The sequence below is a fragment of the Paenibacillus sp. FSL H8-0260 genome, assembly GCF_045040625.1.
GTDB lineage: Bacteria > Bacillota > Bacilli > Paenibacillales > Paenibacillaceae > Paenibacillus_AQ > Paenibacillus_AQ odorifer.
The window spans coordinates 1,155,922-1,181,712 of sequence record NZ_CP150298.1; the positions used below are offsets into that span (position 1 = coordinate 1,155,922).

Below are 25,791 nucleotides of genomic sequence, written 5' to 3' on the forward strand. Positions count from 1 at the left end.
CCGATGCGTGAATACGGAGACGTTCCTAAGCTTTCCATTATCATCTGTACCTACAACAGAGCACCTTTATTGATCAAGACGCTTCAGTCACTTTTAAAGCTGGATCACTTAGAGCAGGCGGAGATCATTGTTGTGGATAATTGTTCCAAGGATGATACTGAAGCTTGCGTCAAAAAGTTTATAGGAAAGCATGGAGCTGATGTGGATATCCGCTACATGATGGAGCCGATGCAGGGGCTTTCAGCGGCTAGAAATACAGGAATTCTGGCTTCCAAATCGCCGCTGATTGCCTTTCTCGATGATGATGCCATACCTTGCCAGCGTTGGATAACAACGATTGTCAGTACTTTCGAGAGTAAACCGGAGGTCATGGCTATGGGAGGCAAAATCGCTCCGATATTTGAAAGTAAACGTCCGGACTGGTTGATTAAACCCTTTGAGCTTCCGTACACGATTGTTGATTTAGGTAGCCGGATTAAGGAATATCCCAAGCAACTTCATCCTTGTGGGGCCAATATGGCGATGCGGAAGCTCGTATTCGACATCAGTCTTTTTCCCCTAGATCTCGGAAGAAAGGGTGATTCTCTGCTCTCTGGTGAAGAGACCTGGTTATTCGGACAGATTCAAAAAGAAGGGCATTCCATCCTCTACCATCCGGAAATGGCGGTTGACCATTTCGTTCCGGCGGCCCGTTTGACGGAAGACTGGATTATGAGGCGCTATTATAGCCAAGGTATCTCTAACGCTATGAAAAGCGAAGGACTAAAAGGCAAGCTGCTTCTAGTGGGAAAGACAGCCGCTAAGCTCGTGTATATCCTGGCTGATTCTATCCTCTCAAGAAGTAAAGGAAGAAGGCTTTTGAATAAATGCAGGCTGGAGAGTATTCGTGGAACGCTTCATATGATTCTCAATCGGGAGAGGCATTCCGCAGCGGGGTGAGGGATTAACATGACAAATTTTGAGTGGGGCTCCAAATTAAATGTTTTGCCATACGGGATGCTCTATCTCATGTCGGCCCTGTTCTTTGGAACGGCGGTCATCTACCAGCCGATGATTGCGATAGCTGCCGTGCTTCTGATTATTTTGCTGGGAATCTCGATTTCACGGCCTGAACTGATCAGTTATTTCGTTCTAATCACGACGGCAATATCGATTAACTTTTTATATGATGGCAGCATGTTCGGAATGGAGATACTGTCCCTTTATAAATTGGTTATCGTGATGCTGCTTGTTCCTTGTATTCTGGTCAATGGCTTGCGGTTTCGTCTGAGTCACCCCTTGTGGGCAATGGTAGCGCTGCTGGTGATTACCTTTGGGTCTTCGATCTGGCTGCCGGAAATGACCTCATCCATTGCAGTTAAAGCTTTTATCGGTCTATCCATTCCATTCGTATTTTTATTAATCAACTGGAAAAAGAATGTAGCCGAGCTGCAAATCAAAATTATCTGTATGCTTCCCCTTGTTAGTGTAGTGGTTGGTTTGTTGCTGCAGCTTGCGCATGTTCATAATTTTCTCAACATCGAGTATACAGGCGCTGTACGGATTCAGGGGGCTAATATTCCTGCGCATCTAGCGATGCTGGCCTTTATGGGAGTAGCGATTCCATTTATAGAGGTGAAGCGGAATCCGCAGCAAGCACGCTTTTTCTATATCATGTTAGTTCTAAATTTCTTTATCTTGATTGGAACAGGAACAAGAGGGCCTATATTGGCACTTGGACTTACCGTTCTCTATTACTTCTATGATATTCTCCGCCAATATTTGAAGGGCAGAACCTATCTGCTAATTCCGTTGATGGGTGCATTTTTCCTGATTATGGTCGCCGTTTTCTGGCAGCTCGATAATTTTGAGAAACGTTCCTTTGAGAGACAGACAGATACGGCTGTTGATTTATCAGGAAGGTCAGAGGCATGGGAGTATTTCTTAAACAAGGCTGCGGACTCTCCTTGGTCTGGTAGAGGGCTTGGAGCAGTGACGGTAGCAAATGATGGAACATTGTATAAGGGTTTTGTAGTTCCGCACAACGAGTATATCCGCTTTTACTTCGATGGGGGATATATTGGCGCTATTCTGTTGATGTTCTCTTTATTGGCTGTATTTATTCTGGTGTACAGAGCATTGGCTCCGCCGATCAAACCTTATTATCTGTTATTTATTGCAGCGTTTTTAATCTACTCATTCTCCGATAACACGCTGTCGACGGTCCAATTTATTATTCCGTTCTGTTGGTACCTGAACTGCCTGTATCGATCTTCACAGCCAACCGATTCCCCACAAAAAGAAGTGATACGATGAGTCAAGTGAATATGTTCGATGTCAATTTTGATAACTATGATTTCATGGATTTGCTTGATTACATTGATAAAACCATTCAGGAGAGGAATCAGTCTTATATCCTCACTTGCAATGTAGATCATGTGATCAAGCTTCGTAAGGATAAAGAATTTCAAACGGTATATTCGAAGGCAGGCGCAGTTGTTGCTGACGGAATGCCACTGATCTGGGCATCCAAAATGCTAGGCAAGCCGCTTAAGCAGAAGGTATCCGGCGCGGATCTATTTAATCGATTGGGCAACGCCTTTGAGCAAAGGAAGTACCGGCTGTTCTTCTTAGGCTCAGCTGAAGGCGTGGCGGAACGGGCAGCGATGAATTTGAAAACAGCACATCCCGGAATAAATGTGGTTGGCTGTTATTCTCCATCCTATGGATTCGAGCACAATGAGGAGGAGAATGAACGCATTATAGAAATGCTGACAGAGTGCCAGCCAGATATCGTGTTTGTTGGTGTAGGAGCACCTAAGCAGGAAAAGTGGATTTACCGCCACTATACCTCTTATCAAGCTCCGATATCGATCGGAGTGGGAGCGACCTTTGATTTTCTGTCAGGCTCAGTGAAACGAGCGCCTAGCTTCATGCAAAAAACAGGGTTCGAATGGTTCTGGCGGCTTAGCCAGGAGCCGGGCCGGCTCTGGAAAAGATATCTTGTGGACGATGCACAATTTCTACTTTTATTACTTAAGGAACTGCGTAAGCGGGATAAGGTGAAGGAAGGAGGCTTGGAATGAGTGTATTTACGCCCCCATCACTTAGGTTCATCAAGACAGTTGGATTAATAGGGGGGACTGCTGCTGTAGGTGTCTCTCTTCCGCTGATCATCGGCTTCTCCAGTGCGATGCTGAGTTCATCGAACAGTCTGCAGGGAGCCATTCTCTCAGCCATCCTATTCCCAGCTTTCTTGTTAGCTATACTTAGACCGAAAATGCTGGTTGCTTATACCTTGCTAATCTGGGCCGTAGCTCCAGAGCTGCGCCGCATTGCTGACTGGTCAGAAGGAGTGTATCACTCTGTATCCTTGCTGAGCTTAGCTCCCTTGTTAACCGGTGTAACCTTGATCATTCCGCTGCTGAAGGAGATTCATAATATTCAAAAAGCCTCCACGCGGATCATGTTAATGTTCGCAGTTGCGCTGGGTTATGGTGCTTTAATCGGTCTGGCTAAGAATGGCATGGGTTCAGTTTATGACTTAGCGAATTATATTGTGCCACTGCTGTTATTGCCGTACTTTGCCGTCACGAAGTTCAAGCCGAAGGATATCGATCGGTTGCTTACCGCTTTTGCCAATATTGCAGTCCTAGTAGCCATTTACGGGATTGTTCAGTATTTGACGGTGCCACCTTGGGATGTGTTCTGGATGAAACATGCGGATATGATGTCCATCGGAAATCCGTATCCATTGGAAATCCGAGTGTTCTCTACGCTGAATTCGCCCGGACCGGCTGCAACATTCTTAGCGTTTGCTTTAGTTCCGATGATACTGGAGAAAAAATGGCGGGGAACATTGCGCTGGATCGGCGTTCTGCTAGTTGTAATCTGCCTGCTGACTACTTTGGTACGTGCGGCATGGCTGATACTCCTGGTGATGCTGCTCATGTACATTGGAACCTCTCCTTCTAAGGGAAAGTGGAAAACCTTGATCCAATTAGTTTTTGTGGCTGCTGCGTTGTTCTGGGTTGTGCCGAAATTGCCTGGTGCCGAAGGACTGGTTGCTCGGGTAGAGACACTTTCTTCTGTTCAAGAAGATCACTCTTATAATGAACGGCTAAGCTTATGGCAAAACATGCTGCCGATGGTTGCCGCCAATCCAGTAGGTCAGGGAATTGGTAGTGTAGGCCAAGGGACTAAGCTTGGTAATGACGGCGAGCTTGGAGAGTACGGAATTATGGATAACGGAGTTATCGCTTTACTGCTTACCTTTGGTGTTCTGGGTGCTGTTTTCTTCTTCGGAGCTTTAGGCGCAGTTGTCAAACAGATATTCGCTAGAGTAATCAGCAGGGACCAATTGCAGCCCTACGCCCGACTTGCGTTAGCTACTTGGACCGGTGCGATTGTCAGTCTAGTTTCAGATAATGGGTTTCCCGGACTCAAGGGATACTTAATCTGGATGCTGATCGGTCTTGGCCTCAGCGCAAGGGAGATTACTCAAAGTAGAAGGAAGGGAACACCGTATGCAGCAGTTGAATGCAAAATCTCTCCCCGCTAGAACAATCTGGTCATCTTTTAGACTGTTCGCCAAGAGCAAGGACAACAGCTCGGCAGCCGTAAAAACTATGTTTGTCAGTGTCATGATCCTATTGATTAACATGTTAACTGGTGTACTGACCGCACGTTATCTTGGACCGACAGGTCGTGGGGAACAGACGGCAATGATTAACTGGTCACAGTTTCTGGCGTTTAGCATGAGCTTTGGCATTCCTTCAGCTCTCATCTATAACGCTAAGAAAAATCCGGAGGATGCCGGAGTGCTTTATCGTATGGCATTGCTGCTCGGTACCATTTTTGGAGTCATAGCGATGATTATAGGTATCGTGGTCTTGCCTTATTGGCTGAAATCCTTCAGTCCGGAGGTCGTGACCTTTGCTCAGTGGTCTATGATTCTGTGTCCGATTATAGTGATCTCTCAAATTAACAATGCAGCTTTTCAATTCAGAGGCGAATACAAGAGGTTTAATTGGATTCGCTATCTAGTGCCGTTGCTTACACTGACGATGATCGGGATATTGATCGCGCTGGATCAGATGAATCCATTTACAACTGCAGTTGCCTATCTTCTTCCGGGAGCGCCGCTGTTTATCGGAATGACGATTTCCTTGCTTCGTACCTATAAGGTGAAGATGAGAGGGGCCTATCAGAATTTAAAAAGATTGTTTACTTACGGACTTGGTTCCTACGGCAATGACTTGCTTGGCAATTTCTCTACCTATATCGATCAGATCGTAATTGCCGGTTTGTTAAGACCTGCTGATTTGGGGCTGTATGTAGTGGCTGTGAGTCTATCACGAATGGTTAATTTTTTCTCAAGCTCAATTACGATCGTGTTGTTTCCTAAGGCTTCTGAGCTGTCCAAAGAACAGGCAGTTGAGTTAACATTCAAAGCCTTCCGAATAAGTACGACCTTCACCATGCTTGGCGGAGTATTCCTGATGCTCTTAGCCCCTTTAGTAATTCCGTTGATGTACGGCAAAGACTTCAATGCGGCATTAACCGTGTTTCGCTTATTGCTCCTTGAAGTGACCATTAGCGGAGGGACGATCATTCTGGCGCAGGCCTTTATGGCGTTAGGCAAGCCAAAAGTGGTTTCGATGCTTCAAGGTTTCGGCTTACTTTTGGTTATCCCAATGTTGTTCCTGCTCATCCCTAAATTTGGCTTACTCGGAGCAGGAATAGCGATGTTGTCATCAGCAATCCTGCGATTTTTCTTCATTGTTCTCAATATAAAGTACACCTTAAAAGTTAAACTTCCGCGGCTGCTCATTACCCGGGAGGACATTCAGTGGATGAAGACGACGATGAATTCTTACATTCGCAAGAAACCTATGGATATGAATGGATAATGCGAAAGATAAAGGAGGAAACCTTCATGGATTCAGTAAAAAGCGTGGTAGGCCGCCAAGGCAATTATCCAATATCGGCTGTCATCATCGCTCAGGATGACGAAGTTCGAATATCTAAGGCCATACAATCCTGCAGGTTATTCGCCGACGAGGTGGTTGTGATTGACGGAGGCAGCAAAGACGGGACAGTACAGCTTTCTGAAAGCTTGAATTGTCGTGTATACGTCAACCCTTGGCCCGGATATGCGAAACAGAGGGAGTTCGGAGTAGAACGCGCGGTTCATGATTGGGTCTTCCTTATTGATACTGACGAAGTGGTCAGCGACGAGTTGGCCGCGAGTATTCTTGAACTGAAACCGGGGCTTATGGATCAATCGGTTGCCTATTCTATCTACCGGATCGGTGATTTTATGGGCAGATGGCTGGATCGTGGCGAATATCTAGTGCGCCTTTACAACCGCAAAGCGTATGGCATTCGAAATAGCTTGGTGCACGAGATGCCCGAGGTCTCTGAAGAGCGAACCATACGTTTGACAGGAACCCTCTGGCATTATGGTTACCGCAGTATTAACGATCATGTGGCACGTTTCAATAAGTACACTGACTTGGAAGCTGAAAGTGCGTATGCCAAGGGCAAACGATTTCGGGTCAGTCATCTGCTGTTAAGACCACCAGCCCGTTTCCTGCAAAAGTATTTCTTACACGGGTTGTTCAAGAAGGGAATGTCAGGTTTCGGAGTATCCGTATTCTGGGTCATGTATGAATTCATGGTCGGCTTCAAGCATTATGAATTAATTAGATCGGGAAAGCTGACTCAGCACAATGCGAAGACGAGTCAGACCGAGAAGGAGAATAAAGGAGAGAGAAGCTATGCCGTACAGTGACGGATTGAACATTATGACGACAGGCCTTAGCTGGCCGTCGCTACAGCCGGGTGGGCTTAACACGTATTTCAAATCCGTTTGCGAGCAACTCTCCTCACGTAATCGGGTGCATGCGCTGATTTGCAGTCAAGAGACGCCTGCTACCCCTGAGGAATTGATTATTCACAATGCCGGAGATCCAAAAGATGGGATCTGGAAACGTAAGGATGCTTTCCAGCGTAAGGCGGCCGATCTGATGGGAGAGGGCAGTGGCCGTATAGATATTTTATACACTCACTTTGCTCCTTATGGTATTGGTCCAGCCCTGGAAGCAAAGAAACGTGGGATTCCTGTAGTGATGACTTTTCATGGCCCATGGAATGAAGAAATGAAAATCGAAGGCCAAGGCATTAAGCACCGGGTCAAAACAACCATCGCCAAATCCATTGAACATAGAGCCTATAAGCTTGCGGATAAGTTCATCGTGCTTAGTGAGACGTTCCGCGATATTCTCCATAAGCTGCACGGAGTGCCACTACACAAAATTATTGTGATTCCAGGCGCAGCTAATGTGGAACGTTTTATCCCCGCTACGAATCGATTGGCGATTCGCCGAACCTTGAATTTACCTGAGGGAGCAACAACCGTGCTGACTGTCCGGCGGTTGGTCAATCGGATGGGACTACTCCAGCTGCTTGAAGCCTGGAAGCAAGTTGCGGAGCGATTCCCGAATGCAATTCTGCTGATTGGTGGTAAAGGGCCGTTGCGGGGGGAACTGGAAGAAAAGATCGCCGACTATGGCTTAAGCAACAAGGTAAGGCTGCTAGGCTACATTCCTGATCATGAACTGGCCTCTTATTATCAGGCAGCGGACATGTTCGTGGTTCCCTCACAGGCATTGGAGGGCTTTGGTTTGATTACCGTTGAAGCCTTATCTTCAGGATTGCCAGTGATGGCTACACCGATTGGCGGCAATAAGGAAATTTTGCAAGGCTTCCGGCCGGAGCTGCTATTTAAGAGTTCAAGTAGCGATCACATGGCTGAAGGCATGATCCATATGCTTAGCAATCGAAAACTGCTTCCGAGCCGGGATGAATGTAGGGAGCATGTACTGGAGAGATATACCTGGGAGCATGTTACGGATCAAGTAGAATCCGTGTTCCTACAAGCTTTAGGAGAGGAGGTGACCACGTAATGCTTAGAGTGGCCTATATAGATCACACTGCTAAATGGAGTGGTGGAGAAGTTGCCCTGTTTAACATCCTTACCCATATTGGAGAACAGATCGATCCCCTGGTAATCCTGGCTGAGGATGGTGCCCTGGCTGAACGGCTACGAGAAAAAGGGATGGATGTCCGTATTATTCCGCTGGATGAGAGCATCAGAAGTCGTGGTAGAAATGCAGTCAACTTGGGAGCACCTGCTGCAGCCTTCAAGCTGTTGGCTTATGGCCGCAAGCTTGCGCCGCTTTTAAAAGCGGAGAAGGTAGATTGCGTGCACACCAATTCCCTGAAATCTGCATTATACGGAGCCATCGCTGCAAAAATAGCGGGCGTTCCATTGATCTGGCACATCCGGGATCATATTGGAGCTCCTTATTTAAAGCCAATCGTTGCCAAAGGTATTCGTTTGCTGTCGCGTCTGCTCCCCAATGGAGTCATCGCAAATTCACATTCTACGCTGAATGCTTTGGAGCTGCCGCGTTCCAAAAAAACGCTGGTCGTATACTCCGCTTTTGCTAAAGCGATTGGTAATGGAATCGGTATGCGGGACCAGAAGGATTTTAACGTACTGCTAGTTGGTCGATTGGCGCATTGGAAAGGTCAGCATATTGTGCTGGAAGCCGCAAAAAGCTTTAAGAATGAACCTCGTGTGAAATTCTGGCTGGCCGGAGACGCTCTGTTTGGAGAAGAGGCCTATAAGCAGGAATTGCTGCAAAAGATAAAAAACGACGAGCTTACTAATGTAAGCATGCTAGGGCATGTGGATGATATCCAAGGCCTTATGAATACTGCTGATTTACTGATTCACACTTCGGTAACTCCTGAGCCTTTTGGCCAAGTTATCGTTGAAGGAATGGCAGCGGGATTGCCGGTGATCGCCTCCAATGAAGGCGGGCCGGTAGAAATTGTAGTTCAAGGTGAGACAGGGCTACTGATAGAGCCTGGTGACGCGGCGATACTGGCAGACTCCATTAAATGGATGCTGGATCACCCAGAGGAAAGACGGCGGATGGCGGACAATGGGATGAAACGAGTGAAAGAGCATTTTGTTATCGAGAATACGGTCAAGGACATCGTTGACTACTATAAAGGTTTGTTGGCGGGCACCTGACAGATGAGATGACGCGGTAATTCTGAAGATGATGCTCCATAAAACTTTGAGGATGATTCACATGAAAATTGCGATAGCGCACGATTACTTAATCCAAATGGGCGGCGCGGAAAGAGTGGTGGAAGTCTTTCATCACATGTATCCCGAGGCTCCAATCTACACAACGGTTTTTAACGGAAGCCGCCTTACTGACAATCTCAAAGATGCGGATATCCGTGCCTCCTGGCTGCAAAAGATTCCGGGGGTAAAGACCAATTTTAAAGGGGTGCTGCCACTTTATCCAATGGCCATCCGTGATTTGGACTTTCGCGGTTTCGATATCGTCCTGAGTTCCAGCAGTGCTTTTATGAAAAGTATTCAAGTTCCTAAACATACGTTTCATCTTTGTTACTGCCATACGCCTATGCGCTTCGCATGGGATTATGACACCTACATGGAACGTCAGTCGAATTCCGGGCTGTTCAAAAAAATGCTTAAGGTATACATGCAGCAGCTCAAAACGTGGGACCAACGGACTTCCAAAAATGTGAATCAGTTCGTAGCCAATTCTTCAGTAGTGAAGACGAGAATTCAGAATTATTATCACCGGGATGCAGATGTCATATTTCCACCGATTAATACAGCCCGGTTTACAAGCTCTTCTACCATTGGTGACTACTATTTAATTGTCTCCCGGCTTGTTTCCTACAAGCGGATTGATCTGGCAGTAGAGGCTTTCAATCGTAACGGTCTTAAGCTTTATATCGTAGGGGATGGACCGGATCGCAAGCGTCTCGAAGGCATGGCTAAGGATAATGTATCGTTTCTGGGCCGGCTAGAAGATGAACAAGTAACTGGAATGATGGCACAGTGTAGAGCATTTATTTTTCCAGGAGAAGAAGACTTTGGAATTACACCGCTGGAAGCGAACGCTGCAGGAAGACCGGTAATTGCTTATCAAGCAGGTGGGGCACTAGATACTATTATTCCTTATGTAAATGGTGTGTTCTTTCAGCATCAAGAAGTGGAGGATCTACTTAAGGCTATTTATGAGGTAGAGTCCTACGCTTGGGATATCGATCAAATTATGGAGCACGCACGTAAATTCGATGAGCAGGCGTTTATGGTTAAGTTCAAGCAGTATGTTGAGCAGGCGTACGTCAATTTTCTAAAAGGAGGATGATTATATGAAGCTGACAGTAATCGGTACTGGGTATGTGGGTCTTGTATCTGGCGTGTGCTTTGCACTGGGCGGACATCATGTCATCTGTGTGGATAAGGACGAGGAAAAGATTAAAAAGCTGAAACAGATGGAATCGCCCATCTATGAGCCGGGAATCGAGGAACTGATTGAACTTAATCTTCGTGAGGAACGGTTATCTTTTTCTGCAGATCTTCAAGCGTCGGTGCGCCGTTCAGATATTATCATTCTTGCTGTAGGTACGCCATCATTGCCTAACGGTGAAGCAGACTTAACCTACATTGAGGGTGCAGCCGCTGAAATCGCCAAAGCGATGGAAGGGCACAAAATTATAATGACTAAATCTACAGTTCCAGTAGGAACAAATGAAAAAATCTCTCAAATGATCTCTAAGTATACCCAACATTCTTTTGATATCGTGTCTGCACCTGAGTTTTTACGTGAAGGGTCAGCGATTCGCGATACCCTCCATCCTGATAGAATTATCATTGGCCTTGATAATCCAGAGCTGGAACCAACGATGCGCGAGCTTCATAAGGGTTTCACAGAAAATGTATTTGTAACAGATATACGCAGTGCTGAAATGATCAAATATGCTTCGAATGCATTTTTGGCCACGAAGATTTCTTTTATTAATGAGATCGCCAATATTTGTGAAAAAGTGGGAGCTGATGTAACCGAGGTAGCACAAGGAATGGGTATGGACCAAAGAATCGGGTCATCCTTCCTGCAGGCTGGCATCGGTTATGGAGGCTCCTGTTTCCCGAAAGACACTAATGCACTCATTCAAATTGCGGGCAACGTCGATTACGAATTCAAATTATTGAAATCTGTAGTCGAAGTGAACAAGGGACAACGGTTTATGATCATCTCCAAGCTGCATGAATCACTTGGCAGCCTGCGCGGTTCGACAATTGGGATATGGGGGCTTGCTTTTAAGCCTAACACTGATGATGTCCGCGAAGCTCCAGCCAGAGAGATTGTTGAGGCACTGGTGGCTGAAGGGGCAACAGTCAAACTATATGATCCAATCGCAGCTACAAATTTCAGGCAGCAATACGATCATCCGCAGCTTCGCTGGTGCAATCTGCCAGAGGAGGCGGCTGAGGGCAGCGATGCCGTATGCCTCTTGACCGATTGGAGCCTACTGAAGGACATTGATCTGCATCAGCTGGCGAAAAGCATGCGCAATGGGGTGCTGATTGATGGACGCAACGTGTATTCCAAGGAGCAAATCGAGGGTACCGGCCTCGTTTATCATTCTGTCGGTCGCCCGCAGATGGGTGGATTGAGCGGTTATTCTGCTAGTGTAGCTGGAGCGGTTTAATCTAAGTTATATTGATTGAACATGTGTTTTTTCTATTTAGGGATGAGCCGTGACTCCAGAGAATGTTTGGACTTCCAGCCGCTGTTGTCTGCAGATTTCCTGATTTTAACCGCTGATAGCGGTAGAAATCCGCAGACAAAGGCGGACGCTATCGCTCTTACAGTTCCAAAATTCCCCTCCGTCACTCCGTTCCCTTATCTTAAGTTTCTAAGCAATTTATAAAGTTAGGTACTCTGATTATATACCGCAGTAGCATTTGTAGTTGTCATTGTCTCTGTCTCTGTGGTGGCAACTAGTCTTGCTCTTGTAGTTGCAGTTGTTCTTGCAGTTGTTCTTGCAGTTGCAGCTGCCTCCCCCGGAGCAGAAGCAAATCTTTAGAAAAACGTGCTTGCTTCCGGCTGGTACAGCCCGGTACGCACGGATCAAGTATTAAGAAGAAGTTGGTTAGGTTAAGAACGGAAAGGGAATTTGGAATTGTAGAAACGGAGTGTTCGCCCGAAAGATTTCCGTAGGAAAGCTAGCTTCAAAAGCATATGCTATCCTCGGATTTCTACCGCGAGAAGCGGTTCAATAAGGAAATCTGAGGATAACAGCGATCGGAAGTCCAAAATCCCTTGGAGTGGTTTCTACCTAACAAATTTTTTTAGTGCATCCGCTCGAAATAAGGCTAAGTGGAAGCTGACGTTTTGATAACAATTCAAATATGCTCGATTTCCATAATTCAAGGAGGGTTCATTCTATGAAAATGGTACTTCTATCAGGCGGTTCAGGTAAACGGTTATGGCCGTTGTCCAACGACTCACGTTCAAAGCAATTTCTAAAGGTACTTGAAAGCCCTCAAGGTGAACCAGAATCCATGGTACAACGTGTCTGGAGACAGCTGGAGGAAGCAGGGATGGCAGAATCATCTTATCTGGCCACCGGCCGTGGCCAAGTAGAAATGATACAAAGCCAACTGGGAAGTCATGTGCCGATTATCGTTGAACCGGAGCGTCGGGATACTTTTCCGGCTATCGCCTTAACAGCTACCTATCTTTATTCAGTGGCAGGTGTTTCTCCAGCGGAGACGGTAGCAATATTGCCTGTTGACCCTTATGTAGAAGCATCTTTTTTCGATACCATAGCTATGCTTGAGGGGACCATGCTGGAAAGTGGAGCAAATCTGGCTCTTATGGGTGTTGTTCCTGAACATGCCTCAGAGAAATACGGATATATTATTCCTACCACCGAAGAGGCGGGGGAAAATGGTTTTATGAAGGTGAGTCACTTTCAAGAGAAACCTGACCGCATACAAGCAGAACAGCTCATCGAGCAAAATGCCTTGTGGAATTGCGGAGTGTTTGCCTTCCGCTTAGGGTACTTGTTAGATATTTTGCAGCGTAAAGGGTTGCCTTTAGGATATGAAGAATTGCAGAAGCAGTATAAGCTATTGTCTTCCATCAGTTTTGATTATGAAGTGGTGGAGAAAGAAGAACATATTGTGGTGCAGCCGTATGATGGATTCTGGAAGGATCTTGGAACGTGGAATACGCTGACAGAGGAAATGAGCAGCAAGCATGTAGGAAAAGGTTTTGTGACGGCGGATTCTGAGGGGACTTGCTTGATTAATGAGCTGGACATTCCGATTACGGTAATTGGTGCGAAGGATCTGATCATTGCGGCTAGCCCGGATGGGATTCTAGTTACCCATAAAGCTGAGAGCCCACGGATTAAAGAAGTGCTGAAGACCTTTGAACAAAGACCGATGTACGAGGAACGCCGTTGGGGTCATTACAAAGTTATTGATTATGTGAAATATGATGAAGGCAATGAAGTGCTGACCAAACGGATTTTTATATCCGAGGGGAATAATATCAGCTATCAATTACATCGCAAGCGTAGTGAAATTTGGACAATCGTCAGCGGCGAAGCAAGTATTGTGCTGAATGAGAAAAAACATAATGTGAAGGCTGGGGACGTGGTACGTATACCGGAAGGAACGAAGCACGCGATCCTTGCTTTGACGGATGTTGAGTTTATAGAGGTACAGACGGGGTCTGAATTAGTAGAAGAAGATAACATACGTATTACTTTAGACTGGAATGATATAGAACTACAACAATTCATTTCATAGGTCTAACCTATCTATTTAACCAATTCAAAATTTCTTGAAACAGGTAAATTGACTCAATTATCAAAAAAAGTCATAAAAACACTAAATATATCATTAATTGTCGTCGATACTTACGGTAAGAGAGATTATTTCTCTTAAATTGAAAAGGCAAACCTATCGAAAGGTAGGGACGCAAAGCTATAGGGCCTTCGAAAGAGTGGCAGCCTGGCTACCGAAAGGGAGATTATTTTGAAAGCTTACCGTACGTATCGATTGTTTGGTGCATTTCTGTCACTCGTCCTGTTTCTGACTGCACTTCCGCTTGCTGTTGGAATTTCGCCGTCTGTTGTCATAGCTGCTTCAAATTCTGGAACGCCAGTTACCCCAGGTGCCTCACCTGAAGCCGTAAAGCTGCTTAACTATTTTTACTCGATCTCAGGAAAAGGTATTATTGCCGGTCAACATGACTATTTAGAAAGTCCAGATGAAATTAACAATATGCTGAAGGGAACCAGCGGACAATATGCGGCTCTTCACGGTTATGAAATGGGTGCGATCAGTGGTCAGTCCGAAGCAACGATGGCTTGGCAACGTCAAAATGTGGTGAACAGCGCCATCAACTGGAATAAAGCGGGCGGGATCGTAGCTATGACTTTTCATGCTAACCTGCCGGGCACCTCTTATGACTGGGATAATGTGAAAAAAACACTTAGCCAGAGTGAGTTCGATAGTTACGTTACACCGGGTACCAAGCAATATAACAATCTGATCGCTGAGCTTGATAAGGTGGCCGTCTCTTTAAAAAGCTTGCGCGATGCCAACGTTCCGGTGCTTTGGAGACCCTATCATGAAATGAACGGGAACTGGTTCTGGTGGGGGAAGAAAAATAACTTTTCTAAACTATGGAATATTATGTATGACCGTTTTGTTAACGTTCATAAATTAAATAATTTGTTATGGGTATGGAGTCCGAATGCTCCCAATGTTTGGTCAGATCCTTATGCGCTAACTTATCCAGGTGCTGATAAAGTAGATATTCTGGCAGCAGATATATACGAAAATGATTACCAGCAAAAATACTATGACAGCTTATTGAGTCTAGCCGCAGGCAAACCGATTGCGATCGGGGAGAATGGTGAAATGCCTAATCTGGAGAAGCTTCAGCAATCGCAAAATAAATGGACGTATATGATGAGCTGGGGAAAAATGCTTTACGAGAATAACAGTGCAGACACAATCAAAACATTTATGAATAGCAACTATACCCTGACCAGAGATAAATTAAATACTGGTCTGGCACCGACACCTAGCGCCGCACCAGCGCCGGCACCTTCCGAAGAAGAGGGGGAGGCAGCAATTCCTCTCGCGAAGGGGCTTGCAGGAGAGTATTACAACAACATGCAGTTGTCGGGAGCAGCAGCTCTTAACAGAACTGATGCAATAATCGATTTCAATTGGCGGCAAGGCTCGCCGGATGCCGCCCTCGGGATTGATCGGTTCTCCATACGTTGGAGCGGTAAAATCAAGCCATTATATAATGAGCAATATACATTTTACACTACCTCAGATGATGGTATCCGTGTCTGGGTGAATGGGGAATCTGTGATTGATAGTTGGACTAAGCAAAGTGGTACTGAGCGTAAGGGCACTATAACGCTGAAGGCTGGCCAGCTATATGATATCAAGGTGGAGTATTACGAGAATGAAGGCGATGCGAGAGTCCGCTTGATGTGGGAAAGTGCTAGTCAAGCTAAAGAGACAGTTCCAGCAAGTGCACTTTTTCTTCCGGATGTCTCCTGATTGATGAAAATTAAAGGTCGATCCTTAGTGGCTCTGCGTTATTGCAGAGCTACTAAGCTATAGTCCTCATTAGGTCAGAAGACGATTGTCCGATAACAGGTATGTTTTTAACACCTGTGGAGGCAGTACAGCTACCGAAAGGAGGATTTATTTGCGTAAATATTATAAGAAAAACAGATTGTTGTTTACTATGTTACCGGTGTTTATTATTTTTTCCTTGCTGCCTTGGGGAGAGGTTAAAAGTCTTCCGAAGGCTATGAGTGTTTCTTCCTCTCTACCTCCGGCTATACCAAGCAATCCTTCGGCTTCTGAAGAAGCCAAGCAACTGCTGAGTAATTTGGTAAATCTACGTGGCAAAGGGATCTTGTCCGGCCAGCATGATTATCTAGAAAGTCCAGATGAACTGGTTCATAAGCTGAAGAATACTTCGGGACAAAATGCTGTTCTACATGGTTATGAATTAGGGGCGATTAATAATCAATCCGAAGAGACGATCGCAGAACAGCGGCAAGCTGTTATAGACAGTGCAATTGAATGGCATCAAGAGGGTGGCATTGTAGCCATGACCTTCCATCAGAGTTTACCGGGAACCTCTCCAGAGTGGTCCAATGTAAACAGAAGTCTCAGTCAAGAGAAATTTAATGCTTATGTTACACCTGGGACAGCTCAGTATAAGAAGCTAATCTCAGATCTAGACGAGGTTGCTGGATATTTGGGTCAGCTGCGTGATGCCGGAGTTCCGGTCTTATGGCGACCTTACCATGAAATGAATGGTGGTTGGTTTTGGTGGGGGAAAAAGGACAATTTTTCAGAGCTGTGGAGTATTGTCTATGATCGTTTTGTAAACACACACAAGCTAAATAATCTACTGTGGGTGTGGAATCCGAATGCGCCGAATGAATGGTCAGATCCATATGCTGCATATTATCCCGGTGGGGATAAACTCGATGTTCTGGCTGCGGATATCTACAATAACGATTATAAACAGTCCTACTATGAGGATCTGCTCGCATTGGCCGAGGGTAAACCTATCGGAATCGGGGAGAGTGGGCAACTGCCGAACCCGGATGTATTAACTGAGAAACAAAATAAATGGGTCTATATGATGACCTGGGGAAAATTACTGACAGAAAATAATACGCTACAGTCAATTAAAAGCTTTATGAAAGACTCGTTTATAGTATCAAGAGAGGACTATGTTCTCACAACAGGAGGTCCTTCGATAGCACCCGTAACTCCGATAACCCTAACGGGTTTAACTGGAGAATACTATAACAATACTGATTTAGAGGGAGAAGCGGTACTTATCCGCAATGACCGTAAGATTGATTTTAATTGGCATGGCGGGTCTCCTGCCTCAGAGATAAATGAAGATCACTTTTCTGTACGCTGGAAAGGGAAACTCAAACCCAAATTCAGTGAAAAATATACGATTTCGGCATCCTCTGATGATGGAGTCCGTGTCTGGATTGACGGAAAGCTGATCATCGACAATTGGAAAAATCAAAGTGCAACCCTTCATAAAGGAAGTATCCCGCTCACAGCCGGAACGCTTTATGATATCCAAATTGAATATTATGAGAATGAAGGAGATGCCAATCTTCGTTTGCTATGGGAGAGTTCCCGCCAGAAGCAGCAGGTAATTCCACAAGGGGCATTGTTCCTTCCTTAATCTAATGAAATGATAGGGTAAGACATTCCGGAAGAAAGAGAGGACCTATGGATGGGAATAACGAGGAGAATATCTAATAGAAAAAATAAGATATCTGCAAACAAACCATTACTGTTATTACTAAAATTCGCCGCATTAACCGTCTTGTTTCTGTTGTCTGTCTCTGTCTTCGGAACGAATAGGACAAACGATTATAAGGTAGGTGCCAATATACCGAGACTATCTGCAGGAACTGATGCTGCAGCAGAAATACCGGATGGTACTGTGATCTGGAATCTGGGACAACATGATGGCTCAGCAGCTGAATTCGCTGCGAGTGGCACTTCTGGCAGCAAGAAGGAATTTAATGTTACTTCTTCGGTGCTCAAATCATCGGCTCTTCAGAGCTTGCCTGCAGGCTTGAATGGAAAGACCCAGCCGGAATTAACGATCACCTATCAGCTAAATAAGATCCCGGAGAATGGGGTCTTATTTAGCGTAGGTATTCTGGATGCTTATAAATCCGTGCCGCAAATGAGTGTGTTCTCCAATCATCAATTGTCGGGGATCATTCAAATTGCGGGCGTTGCTGGCACAGAAAGCGAATATAACTTTCAAAAGACCTATGAATTATATATTCCCAAGGAGCAATTGAAGATAGGAACGAATGAATTGAAGCTGCAAACGGTTCGCTGTTTATATTGCAGTGACAAAGAAGACGAATATTCCTGGTGGACTTGGGATAATCTCCGTTTAGAATCTCTTAACGCTCCAATTTCTGAGCCTATCCATGGCAGCTATACACTGACGGGAACAGTAGTGAATAATAAACAATTTTATTTCGATGAAGGTGCAGTTACGCACTTGCCTTATGTTATCAAATGGCTAGGGATGGCTTATAGCGGGAATGTGATGCGTACTAGCTGTGCCAGTGATGTCGGGAGATCCTGCTCGGATATGATGGAATATTACAAGGTATTGCAGGATTACAACATGCAGGCGGTTGCTTTGTATTTGCATACTGGTGATATTAAGCTTAAGGCAGATGGATCGTTGCCTGCTGACGCGGAGAAAAAGCTGACAGATTATTTTGAGCAATATAGCCCCTATTTTCAATATTATGAGGTAGATAATGAGCCGGGATTATTCAATCGTTCTAAGGCAGTGAACCTGGCGATTGCGGACTGGCTGAATAAAAAGGGCAAGCAAATCGCGCCCCATTTACAAACTGTTGCTCCGGGCTGGGCATATTGGCCGAGCTACAGTGAGGATTCTTGCGGTAATCAGAAGGGAACTGGGAAGGAATGTGGAGATCCGGATGGCTGGGAACGTGATCCAGAGCAACGTATGGAGCTGGAGAAGGTTACGGATTTGACCAATGGACATTCCTACGGCGACTCTTATATTTTTAGTAATGGAGGAAGCTTTACTGAGAATTTGAAGACCTTCACTGGTGCAGACAATGGACTCGGCAAAAAAATGCTGACCACTGAATTTGGTACCTCGGACAGTCATGTGGATGCCTATCAATACGGGGCAACGGAGCGGACAGCGGCTGTATTCGACCGGATCATGCGTGCACATATTGGTTATGCGGATATGTTTGTGCAGCATGCTGCTTTTTTTAAGGATTTCAGTTTATTCAAATACGGGTTTAATTTAGAAGAGCATGATCCGGCGACCACAGAGATTTATTATACAAAAGAAAATGAGGATTCACGTGTCAGCATCATGAGAAGGCTCAGTCTTGCCTATGCTACACATGGAGCTCCGCTAACTTATCAAATTGCCAACAAAGATGTGTTAGCCGACAAGCTGGTATATGTTCGGGCCGTGGATACTTCTACATTGAAGCCTCTTGCGGGAAGCGGAGCGACCTCAAATAAGGTGCTGGTTAATTTCGTTAACTTTGAATCTACTCCACAAACTGTGAGTGTAAATGTGACTATGCCGAAAAACGGGGTGTATGAAGGGGAACGTTTTGGAAACGGGGATACGTATGAAAAAGCAAGAAGTTATGTAACAGGTAAAAAGGCTACTCCTACGTTAACCTTTACGGAGACCCTTGCTCCAGGTGAGGCTGTGCAGTATATTATGCAGCCTTCCTCTGAAGTAAAGCCGTCGGCACCTAAAGGATTCAAAGCCGCAGCAACAAAAGGTTTAGCTGTAAAATTAAATTGGTTGGAGGCACCAGGAGCAAGCTATGAGCTGCTTCGCGCTGAAGGTAGCGGCGGGGAAATGAAGGTGGTGGCCACCGATGTGAAGCTTACAGAATATACGGATCATAATTTACGTGAAGGGACGTTATATACCTACGCGGTAAGGGTATCCGGCTCTAATTTACTGTCCGATAAAGTTCAGATTACAGCCACTGGACTGGTTCCTCTGGATCGTACTAAATGGAAGGTATCCTCAAATGTGAATACGGCAGCATCAGCTCCTAGTCTGGCTATCGATGGGGATCGGCGCACGCGCTGGGATACGGGAAAACATCAGGTATCCGGAGAGTATTTTCAGATTGATCTGGGTGAAGCACATGAAATTGAAAGAATAGATTTGGATAGCACGTTATCACCGTTTGATTATCCAAGAGACTATGTAGTCTATATTTCTGACGATGCTCAAAACTGGAAAAAACTCACGTCTGGAAAAGGTACGAAAGAGCTTACTAAGATATCCTTTTCTAAAGTGAAGACGAGGTATGTCAAAATTGTACAGAACGGAGCGGCCGGGAATTATTGGTCTATTCAAGAGTTACAGGTGTACTCCAGAGAATAAGCAATTATTTGAATTTATATAACTGTTAATAGAGCATACTAAATAACCTCAGCGGGATCATTCTCCCGCTGAGGTTATTTTTGTGCTTTAAATAAAATGGAGGCCTGACATATAAGGTAAAGGGATTGCCTCTGATTCCCCCAAGGAATCAGAGGTGCGAAGCGGGCTCGCTGGATCAAACAGCAGCGAGATCAGCTCCTTGTCGTCGTCCACAGACGACAAGTCGAGGCTACGCTTGCGGCATACTTCCGTCTGCCGCAAAAGCGCTTCCCGGTCTGCGATGCAGACCGTCCCGCTGTTCGCGCCGGCGCTTAAGGAGGCGCCGGCGTCCCGCAGAAGCGCGAGCAGGCTGCGCTCCTGCCACGGCACAGGCACTTGCAGCGTGCCAACGCCGCTGCACAGAGCCGCCTTGGCCAGCAACGCCGCTACCGCTTGCGGCTGGCCCGCCCATTCCACCGCCGTCGCTGGGCTCGGCGCCGGCACATCCGCCGCAGGCACAGCCATCGCGGCGAACCCCTCGATGCTGCCGTCCCGCACGGCTACGAGTGTGCGCTGGGACAAGCCCAGCACACCCGCGTAAGCCTCGGCACCCAGCAGCAGCGCCAGCTCACCCGGACTGTACACCTGTCCGGCTTCGCGTTCATTCAGCAGCCGGTTGACGGCGAAGAAGTCGCCCGGCTGCATGGGCCGCAGCGTCCATTCTTCCCCTGCTGCGGCAGCAAGTGCGTGAGCCGAGCTTGCGTTCAGCTCGGCAAATTGCGTACCGCCGAACGGTACGCATCCCGCTCGGGTATACAGCGAGCGGTCACCCGAGACAAAGATAAGCGATGCGCCGGCATTCGCAGCATGGGTCTGGCATAGCTGTAGAAGCTGACCGGCTAGTCCCTGTCCGCGATAAGCAGGATCTGTGCAAACCGCGCCGATGGAGAACACGTTCAGGAGAGCTTCTCCAGTGCGGATCGTGGAGGGCACTAATCCCATAAAAGCAGCGATGTTACCGTCCTCGGCAACGGCTGCATAAGAGTGAGTGTAACCAGGGCTAAAAATCAGCGGAAACAGCTCTTTCATAGAAGTGTCGCCAGCTTTACGAAAGATGGAATGGGCTAGAAGAGCGGCTTGCTCCAGCTCCGCAGGTGTTATTAATCTCAATTGCATATACAGTCAGCCTCCTTATATGTAAATACGAGTAGGGTAGAAAGGAATTATTTTAAGTATAAGCCCCAGCGGATGAAATCTTCAATCCTGCTTATATTATTCAATGTCTCAAAAGGAGGTGGATAAGGGTAATAACGTACATAAATAAGGAAGCTTATATTTTAAGCTAGAAGCGAAAGGGAAGTGAATAAACGGTGACCCAACTTGCAGATAATATCATATTATTGCTGGCAGCTCTCTTACTTGTAGGTGTGTTTTCCACCAAATTCTCCACTAAATTTGGAATGCCAGCTCTAGTGCTTTTCCTTGCTGCGGGGATGGTACTGAGTCAATTTATCTTTTTTAACAATGCTTCCTTAACACAAATGGCTGGGATTTTTGCGCTGGTTGTTATCTTGTTCGAAGGTGGGATGCAGACCAGTATTAAGGATATCAAGCCTATTATTCGGCCGGCATTATCCTTATCCACGGTAGGCGTATTGTTAACGACAGCTATCGTTGGGGTGTTCGCTAAGCTGATTCTTGAGGTGTCATGGGCAGAAAGTTTTTTGTTCGGAGCTATCGTGGGTTCGACTGATGCGGCTGCGGTCTTTTCGGTATTAGGCGGTAAGAATATTGACAAACGACTGACCTCGACACTCGAAGCGGAATCAGGCAGCAACGATCCTATGGCGGTATTTTTGACAGTATCGCTGATCGAATGGATTCAGCATCCGGATATGGCGATATGGGGACTTGTGCTGTCCTTTATATGGGAGATGGCAGTTGGTTTGGTGATAGGGATTGTACTTGGTAAAGTCGCAGTATATCTTATCAATCGAATTAACCTGGATTCTACGGGACTTTACCCGGTATTGGCAATTGGATTTGCTGTCCTAACCTACGGCTTATCTGCACTCGTTCATAGCAGCGGCTTGCTGGCTGTCTATGTAATGGGTCTTACCCTTGGCAATTCCGAGCTGATGTATCATCGAACCATTATGAATTTTAGTCATGGCTTTGCTTGGATGATGCAAATATTTATGTTTATATTGCTGGGTCTACTGGTATTTCCACAGGAGCTGGCAGAGGTGGCTTGGCAAGGTATATTGCTGTCCGTCATTCTGATGGTTGTGGCAAGGCCAATAGGAGTGTTTATAAGCTTGCTCTTTTCCAGATTCTCTATTCGTGAAAAAACACTAATTTCTTGGGCCGGCCTGCGCGGAGCCGTTCCAATTGTGCTGGCAACCTATCCGCTGCTAGCTAATCTTCCCCACGGCCGACTGTTCTTCAATGTGGTATTCTTCGTCGTGCTGACCTCAGCAGTGATTCAAGGAACAAGCATTTCACCGCTGGCTTCCCGGTTGAAGCTGGTGGGGCAAGAGGATTCAGCACAGCCATCCCTGATGGAGCTGGTCGCCCTTGGCAAGACGGATTCCGAGTTCAACCACATAGGAATTGAACCTTACATGCCCATTGCCGGGCAGAAAATCTCCGATATCGGACTGCCAGATGATATCTTATTTACTGCTATTATCCGGAATAAAAGCATTGTCACCCCCCATGGCAGTACCGTCATTAAGCCAGGGGATACTGTATATGTCTTAAGTCCAAAGAGCAAACGCGATGAGATGAGGGCTTTTTTCCGGAGTCAGAAAGGGAAGACGGCGGAGGAAAATATATCTTTGATTTAAGTCTAGAAAGAGGACGTTATCCAGAGTGTGACAGAGATAATAGGCGTTATAACAAAAGTTATGCTAGAATCGGCAACATGCAAATCTTCAGAGTGGTTGCAAAAAGCAAAAGGATGTGTTAAATTGTATATAGATTTAGAACGAGTCTAAATACAATATAATAAATTAACCATAGGAGGTTTTATTAATGACTACACAACTAAAGAGCCAAACTGAACTGCACGCTGCTTTGAACCGCCAGACCGCGAACTGGTTCCTGCTTGGGGTAAAGCTTCATCATTATCACTGGTATGTTAGCGGATCCCAATTCTTCACGCTGCATGAGAAGTTTGAAGAACTCTACAATGAAGCTGCTGGTTATGCAGATGATTTGGCTGAGCGCCTGCTTGCTATTGGTGGACAACCTGCCTCCTCTATGAAACAATATCTGGAGCTTTCCGATTTACAGGAAGCTCGTGGCGGCGAAGATGCCAAGGGTATGGTAATGGAGCTGGTTAGAGACTTTACAACTGTTTCTAAAGAACTGCAGGCTGCGATTGCTACTGCAGAAGAACTGGCTGATCAACCCACTGCGGATCTGCTGATTGGTATTAGAAGCAGCATTGAGAAACATGCTTGGATGTTGAATGCTTTTATCGCCTAAGACAACATTCTTATAAAGGATAGAACCACAAAGAGCGCCTGCGTATAGGATACGCATGGCGCTCTTTGTTTTGTTGTTTTACTGCTGAACACAACTATTTAATAAACACACCCCCGAAGGGAACTACCTCGCGTAGAAATCGTTTAACAATTCCATCATCGTTGTTATCTCTTTCGAATCGGCGGTTCTGACGTCCTGCCTGAAACAGCACAGGCCCGTGACCTGTCATCTTCCAGTGATAGCTCATATGCTGGCTAGCCAAATGGTTGCCGTAAACGGTGAGCTCCAGCTTGGCATTCTCAGGGTAGGCAATAATGCTGCCTGCATCGACATAAAGGGGGTTGGTCGGGTGCAGTACAGCTTCACAGACCGTACCCTCCGTCAGTATGCCAATCATGCCATTGCCCGAGAATTTCACTTTTACAATGTCCCGTGTAACGAGCACATTCTTCATGCTTAGCACTCGGGTCTCCAGTGAAATACCTATACTGTAGAAGAAGAGATGCTTAAAGTCGTACAGCAGATCGCTTTTGCCATCGAGCTGCAGGATTTTTATGCGATAGCCTGGTGGAAGGGCGGCGACGAAATGGCAAGGACCTGCCATATCGGAACGAATCAACTTTCGCTTGCGGTATATGCCCTTCACATCCATAAATCTGTCCGCTCGTCCTGAGGAAGGACCTTGATAAGCGATAATTTGTTGTGGATGGAGTACATGAACCTCTTCCTTCTCCTCAAGGGAGAAGGCTACGGCTTGTCCGCTTCCACTGTCGCTTTCATCTTGGATATCGATGTTCATAGTTCATCTCCCTCATGCTGTGACTGTGATCTTCAATGAATACGTAAGACTAACGCAGACGGTCGCCTTTTCGCGAACGGTAAAGCATGCTGAAACGAATAAAACGGATCAGTATAAAATAACCTAGGATTAGTCCAATCCCTGTAAAAATAGTCACTTTGATTTTATGATAATATTCTTCGCGTGCCGTCCGGTCATTTTTTAATTCATCAACCATCTGCGTTAGTTGGCGATTCTGCTCTTGTAGGCTTTCGTTCTGTATCCGGTAAGCTTCTATCTCCTGCGTGGTATTCGCGAGCTTATCCTTTGCCTGCTGAAGCTCTTCAGCGGTTTGCTGAAAACCTTCCTTTAATTCATTCACTTCGTTTGGCAGCTCGGAGAAATTTTTAACTCCATTATAGATATCACTGAATATATTAGCTTTTGCTACAGGAGCTGGCAGGCATACAGTAAGCGTCAGCAAGAACAGGAGCGAATATAACAGCTGTAGATATGCTCGGGATTTATGTTGTTTCATCTATATAATCACCACCCAATTTAGGCTTGTAGTTCTTTTATTTTAACACAGCTTGACAGCTTCTGACAGCGTACGCCATGGGACTGGTAATGCTTATAATGAAAGTAATTTTTACCTCCTTAAGGTTTTCGTTTACTCATTATTAAACACGATCAGTCCGTGATTATCTCGATTGAGAAGAGGTACTATTTATCGTATACTTTGGACGAAAGGGGCTGCTGTCGATTGAACAAATGGCTTAAAACAATATTGCTTCTGATCGGATCTGCTTTTTTGACCAGACTGATCCCATTTTCATCTTTGTTTCGGAATTTAGACACGATGATTCATGAATTTGGTCATGCGCTGATGACCTTGTTGCTGTCTGGTAGTGTGCTGAGGATTGAATTATACGAAGATCATAGCGGTGTAACCTATTCAGCTATTCAAGAAGGGGGTAAGGCAATATTAGTTTCCCTCTCAGGTTATCTGCTAGCCTCCTTATTTGCACTTCTGCTCTTCTATTTATACAGTAAAGGACGCCATGATTGGGGCCTTATCTTAGCTACGGGTGTGGCGTTGATTATGCTCCTGCTATACGTACGAGGAAGCTTTGGCATGATGTGGTTGGGCGGATTTATTGCGCTAAATATTCTAATGCTGGTGGGTTGGAAGAAGGCCAGTAAATATTATTATTTGTTATTGGCCTTTTTAACCTTGGAGGAGTCTGTAATGGGAAGTTTATTTCTGGTATACGCGGCTGCTGTATCCCCGACCCGTGCAGGAGATGCCAGTAATCTGGCAAGAATGACCCCCATACCCGCAATATTTTGGGCCACACTGTTTTTTATATTTTCTCTGTTGTGTGCCAAATGGGCACTGGGACTATTTTTCAAGCGAGAGCGAATGCAGACTAAATTAGGGAGTCGATGAGAAAAAAACATAAAATTTTCGTCATAAAAAGACAAAAGGGGTTGTTTTTACAAGAGTCAGTCTACTAAGCATGTAGAATGACTCTTTTTTTGTCGATAATATAGAACCGAACATACATTCCATGACATGGAGTTGTCCGCCATTATTGGTACATTAATAGAAGACCCAAAAAAAGA

At 45.7% G+C, this 25,791-nt stretch carries 20 protein-coding genes and 1 riboswitch; of the genes, 17 read left to right on the forward strand and 3 right to left on the reverse strand.

Features of this window, described 5'->3' with window-relative positions; genetic code table 11:
• Nucleotides 1-3: 3 nt before the first annotated feature.
• The 14 genes from MHI51_RS04930 to MHI51_RS04995 all read left to right on the forward strand — a co-directional run bounded on the left by MHI51_RS04930 (nt 4) and on the right by MHI51_RS04995 (nt 19,916).
• Complete coding sequence (locus MHI51_RS04930) at nt 4-939, forward strand: glycosyltransferase (RefSeq protein ID WP_036676610.1); 936 nt, start codon at nt 4-6, stop codon at nt 937-939.
• A 9-nt stretch (nt 940-948) separates the two neighbouring features.
• Entirely contained in the window at nt 949-2,295 is a 1,347-nt protein-coding gene (locus MHI51_RS04935; RefSeq protein WP_036676609.1) for an O-antigen ligase, read from the forward strand.
• Nucleotides 2,292-3,065 (forward strand): WecB/TagA/CpsF family glycosyltransferase, encoded by a 774-nt coding sequence (locus tag MHI51_RS04940; protein ID WP_036676606.1) that lies wholly within the window; start codon nt 2,292-2,294, stop codon nt 3,063-3,065. Before MHI51_RS04935 ends, MHI51_RS04940 begins: the two co-directional genes overlap by 4 nt.
• Entirely contained in the window at nt 3,062-4,540 is a 1,479-nt protein-coding gene (locus tag MHI51_RS04945; RefSeq protein ID WP_076129265.1) for an O-antigen ligase family protein, read from the forward strand. Before MHI51_RS04940 ends, MHI51_RS04945 begins: the two co-directional genes overlap by 4 nt.
• Nucleotides 4,506-5,891 carry an oligosaccharide flippase family protein gene (locus MHI51_RS04950; RefSeq protein WP_076129264.1) on the forward strand — a complete coding sequence of 462 codons (1,386 nt, stop codon included), beginning with the start codon at nt 4,506-4,508 and terminating at the stop codon, nt 5,889-5,891. Before MHI51_RS04945 ends, MHI51_RS04950 begins: the two co-directional genes overlap by 35 nt.
• Nucleotides 5,892-5,917: 26 nt before the next feature.
• Nucleotides 5,918-6,775 (forward strand): glycosyltransferase family 2 protein, encoded by an 858-nt coding sequence (locus MHI51_RS04955; RefSeq protein WP_405173640.1) that lies wholly within the window; start codon nt 5,918-5,920, stop codon nt 6,773-6,775.
• Nucleotides 6,762-7,949 carry a glycosyltransferase family 4 protein gene (locus MHI51_RS04960; protein WP_036676596.1) on the forward strand — a complete coding sequence of 396 codons (1,188 nt, stop codon included), beginning with the start codon at nt 6,762-6,764 and terminating at the stop codon, nt 7,947-7,949. Before MHI51_RS04955 ends, MHI51_RS04960 begins: the two co-directional genes overlap by 14 nt.
• Nucleotides 7,949-9,088 (forward strand): glycosyltransferase family 4 protein, encoded by a 1,140-nt coding sequence (locus MHI51_RS04965; protein WP_036676593.1) that lies wholly within the window; start codon nt 7,949-7,951, stop codon nt 9,086-9,088. Before MHI51_RS04960 ends, MHI51_RS04965 begins: the two co-directional genes overlap by 1 nt.
• Nucleotides 9,089-9,149: 61 nt before the next feature.
• Complete coding sequence (locus MHI51_RS04970) at nt 9,150-10,250, forward strand: glycosyltransferase (protein ID WP_036676592.1); 1,101 nt, start codon at nt 9,150-9,152, stop codon at nt 10,248-10,250.
• Between the two features lie 4 nt (nt 10,251-10,254).
• Nucleotides 10,255-11,595, forward strand: coding sequence for a UDP-glucose/GDP-mannose dehydrogenase family protein (locus MHI51_RS04975; protein WP_076129263.1), 1,341 nt, complete (start codon nt 10,255-10,257; stop codon nt 11,593-11,595).
• A 739-nt stretch (nt 11,596-12,334) separates the two neighbouring features.
• Complete coding sequence (locus MHI51_RS04980) at nt 12,335-13,708, forward strand: sugar phosphate nucleotidyltransferase (RefSeq protein WP_076129262.1); 1,374 nt, start codon at nt 12,335-12,337, stop codon at nt 13,706-13,708.
• Nucleotides 13,709-13,844: 136 nt separating this feature from the next.
• A riboswitch (cyclic di-GMP riboswitch) is annotated at nt 13,845-13,924 on the forward strand.
• Nucleotides 13,925-13,936: 12 nt separating this feature from the next.
• Entirely contained in the window at nt 13,937-15,487 is a 1,551-nt protein-coding gene (locus MHI51_RS04985) for a glycosyl hydrolase (RefSeq protein WP_081387493.1), read from the forward strand.
• Between the two features lie 151 nt (nt 15,488-15,638).
• Complete coding sequence (locus MHI51_RS04990) at nt 15,639-17,159, forward strand: glycosyl hydrolase (protein ID WP_256721818.1); 1,521 nt, start codon at nt 15,639-15,641, stop codon at nt 17,157-17,159.
• 51 nt (nt 17,160-17,210) lie between these two features.
• Nucleotides 17,211-19,916, forward strand: a complete 2,706-nt coding sequence (locus tag MHI51_RS04995; protein ID WP_341001244.1) for a discoidin domain-containing protein — start codon at nt 17,211-17,213, stop codon at nt 19,914-19,916.
• A gap of 87 nt (nt 19,917-20,003) precedes the next feature.
• Here MHI51_RS04995 and MHI51_RS05000 read toward each other — a convergent pair whose 3' ends face one another.
• Nucleotides 20,004-21,071: a GNAT family N-acetyltransferase gene (locus tag MHI51_RS05000; protein WP_405173641.1), complete on the reverse strand. Its 1,068-nt coding sequence runs from the start codon at nt 21,069-21,071 to the stop codon at nt 20,004-20,006.
• Between the two features lie 194 nt (nt 21,072-21,265).
• Here MHI51_RS05000 and MHI51_RS05005 point away from each other — a divergent pair, with 194 nt between their 5' ends.
• Together MHI51_RS05005 and MHI51_RS05010 are read left to right on the forward strand one after the other, a co-directional pair.
• Entirely contained in the window at nt 21,266-22,744 is a 1,479-nt protein-coding gene (locus MHI51_RS05005; RefSeq protein ID WP_076279908.1) for a potassium/proton antiporter, read from the forward strand.
• 187 nt (nt 22,745-22,931) lie between these two features.
• Nucleotides 22,932-23,387 (forward strand): Dps family protein, encoded by a 456-nt coding sequence (locus MHI51_RS05010; RefSeq protein ID WP_076129259.1) that lies wholly within the window; start codon nt 22,932-22,934, stop codon nt 23,385-23,387.
• Between the two features lie 94 nt (nt 23,388-23,481).
• On the opposite strand, the gene MHI51_RS05015 is transcribed toward MHI51_RS05010, so the two are convergent.
• Both MHI51_RS05015 and MHI51_RS05020 read right to left on the reverse strand, forming a co-directional pair.
• On the reverse strand, nt 23,482-24,186 hold the full coding sequence (locus MHI51_RS05015) for an AIM24 family protein (protein WP_076129258.1): 705 nt from the start codon (nt 24,184-24,186) through the stop codon (nt 23,482-23,484).
• 49 nt (nt 24,187-24,235) lie between these two features.
• Complete coding sequence (locus MHI51_RS05020; RefSeq protein ID WP_076129257.1) at nt 24,236-24,703, reverse strand: hypothetical protein; 468 nt, start codon at nt 24,701-24,703, stop codon at nt 24,236-24,238.
• 225 nt (nt 24,704-24,928) lie between these two features.
• On the opposite strand from MHI51_RS05020, the gene MHI51_RS05025 reads away from it, so the two are divergent.
• Nucleotides 24,929-25,615, forward strand: a complete 687-nt coding sequence (locus MHI51_RS05025; RefSeq protein ID WP_341001247.1) for a M50 family metallopeptidase — start codon at nt 24,929-24,931, stop codon at nt 25,613-25,615.
• The last annotated feature ends 176 nt before the right edge of the window (nt 25,616-25,791 follow it).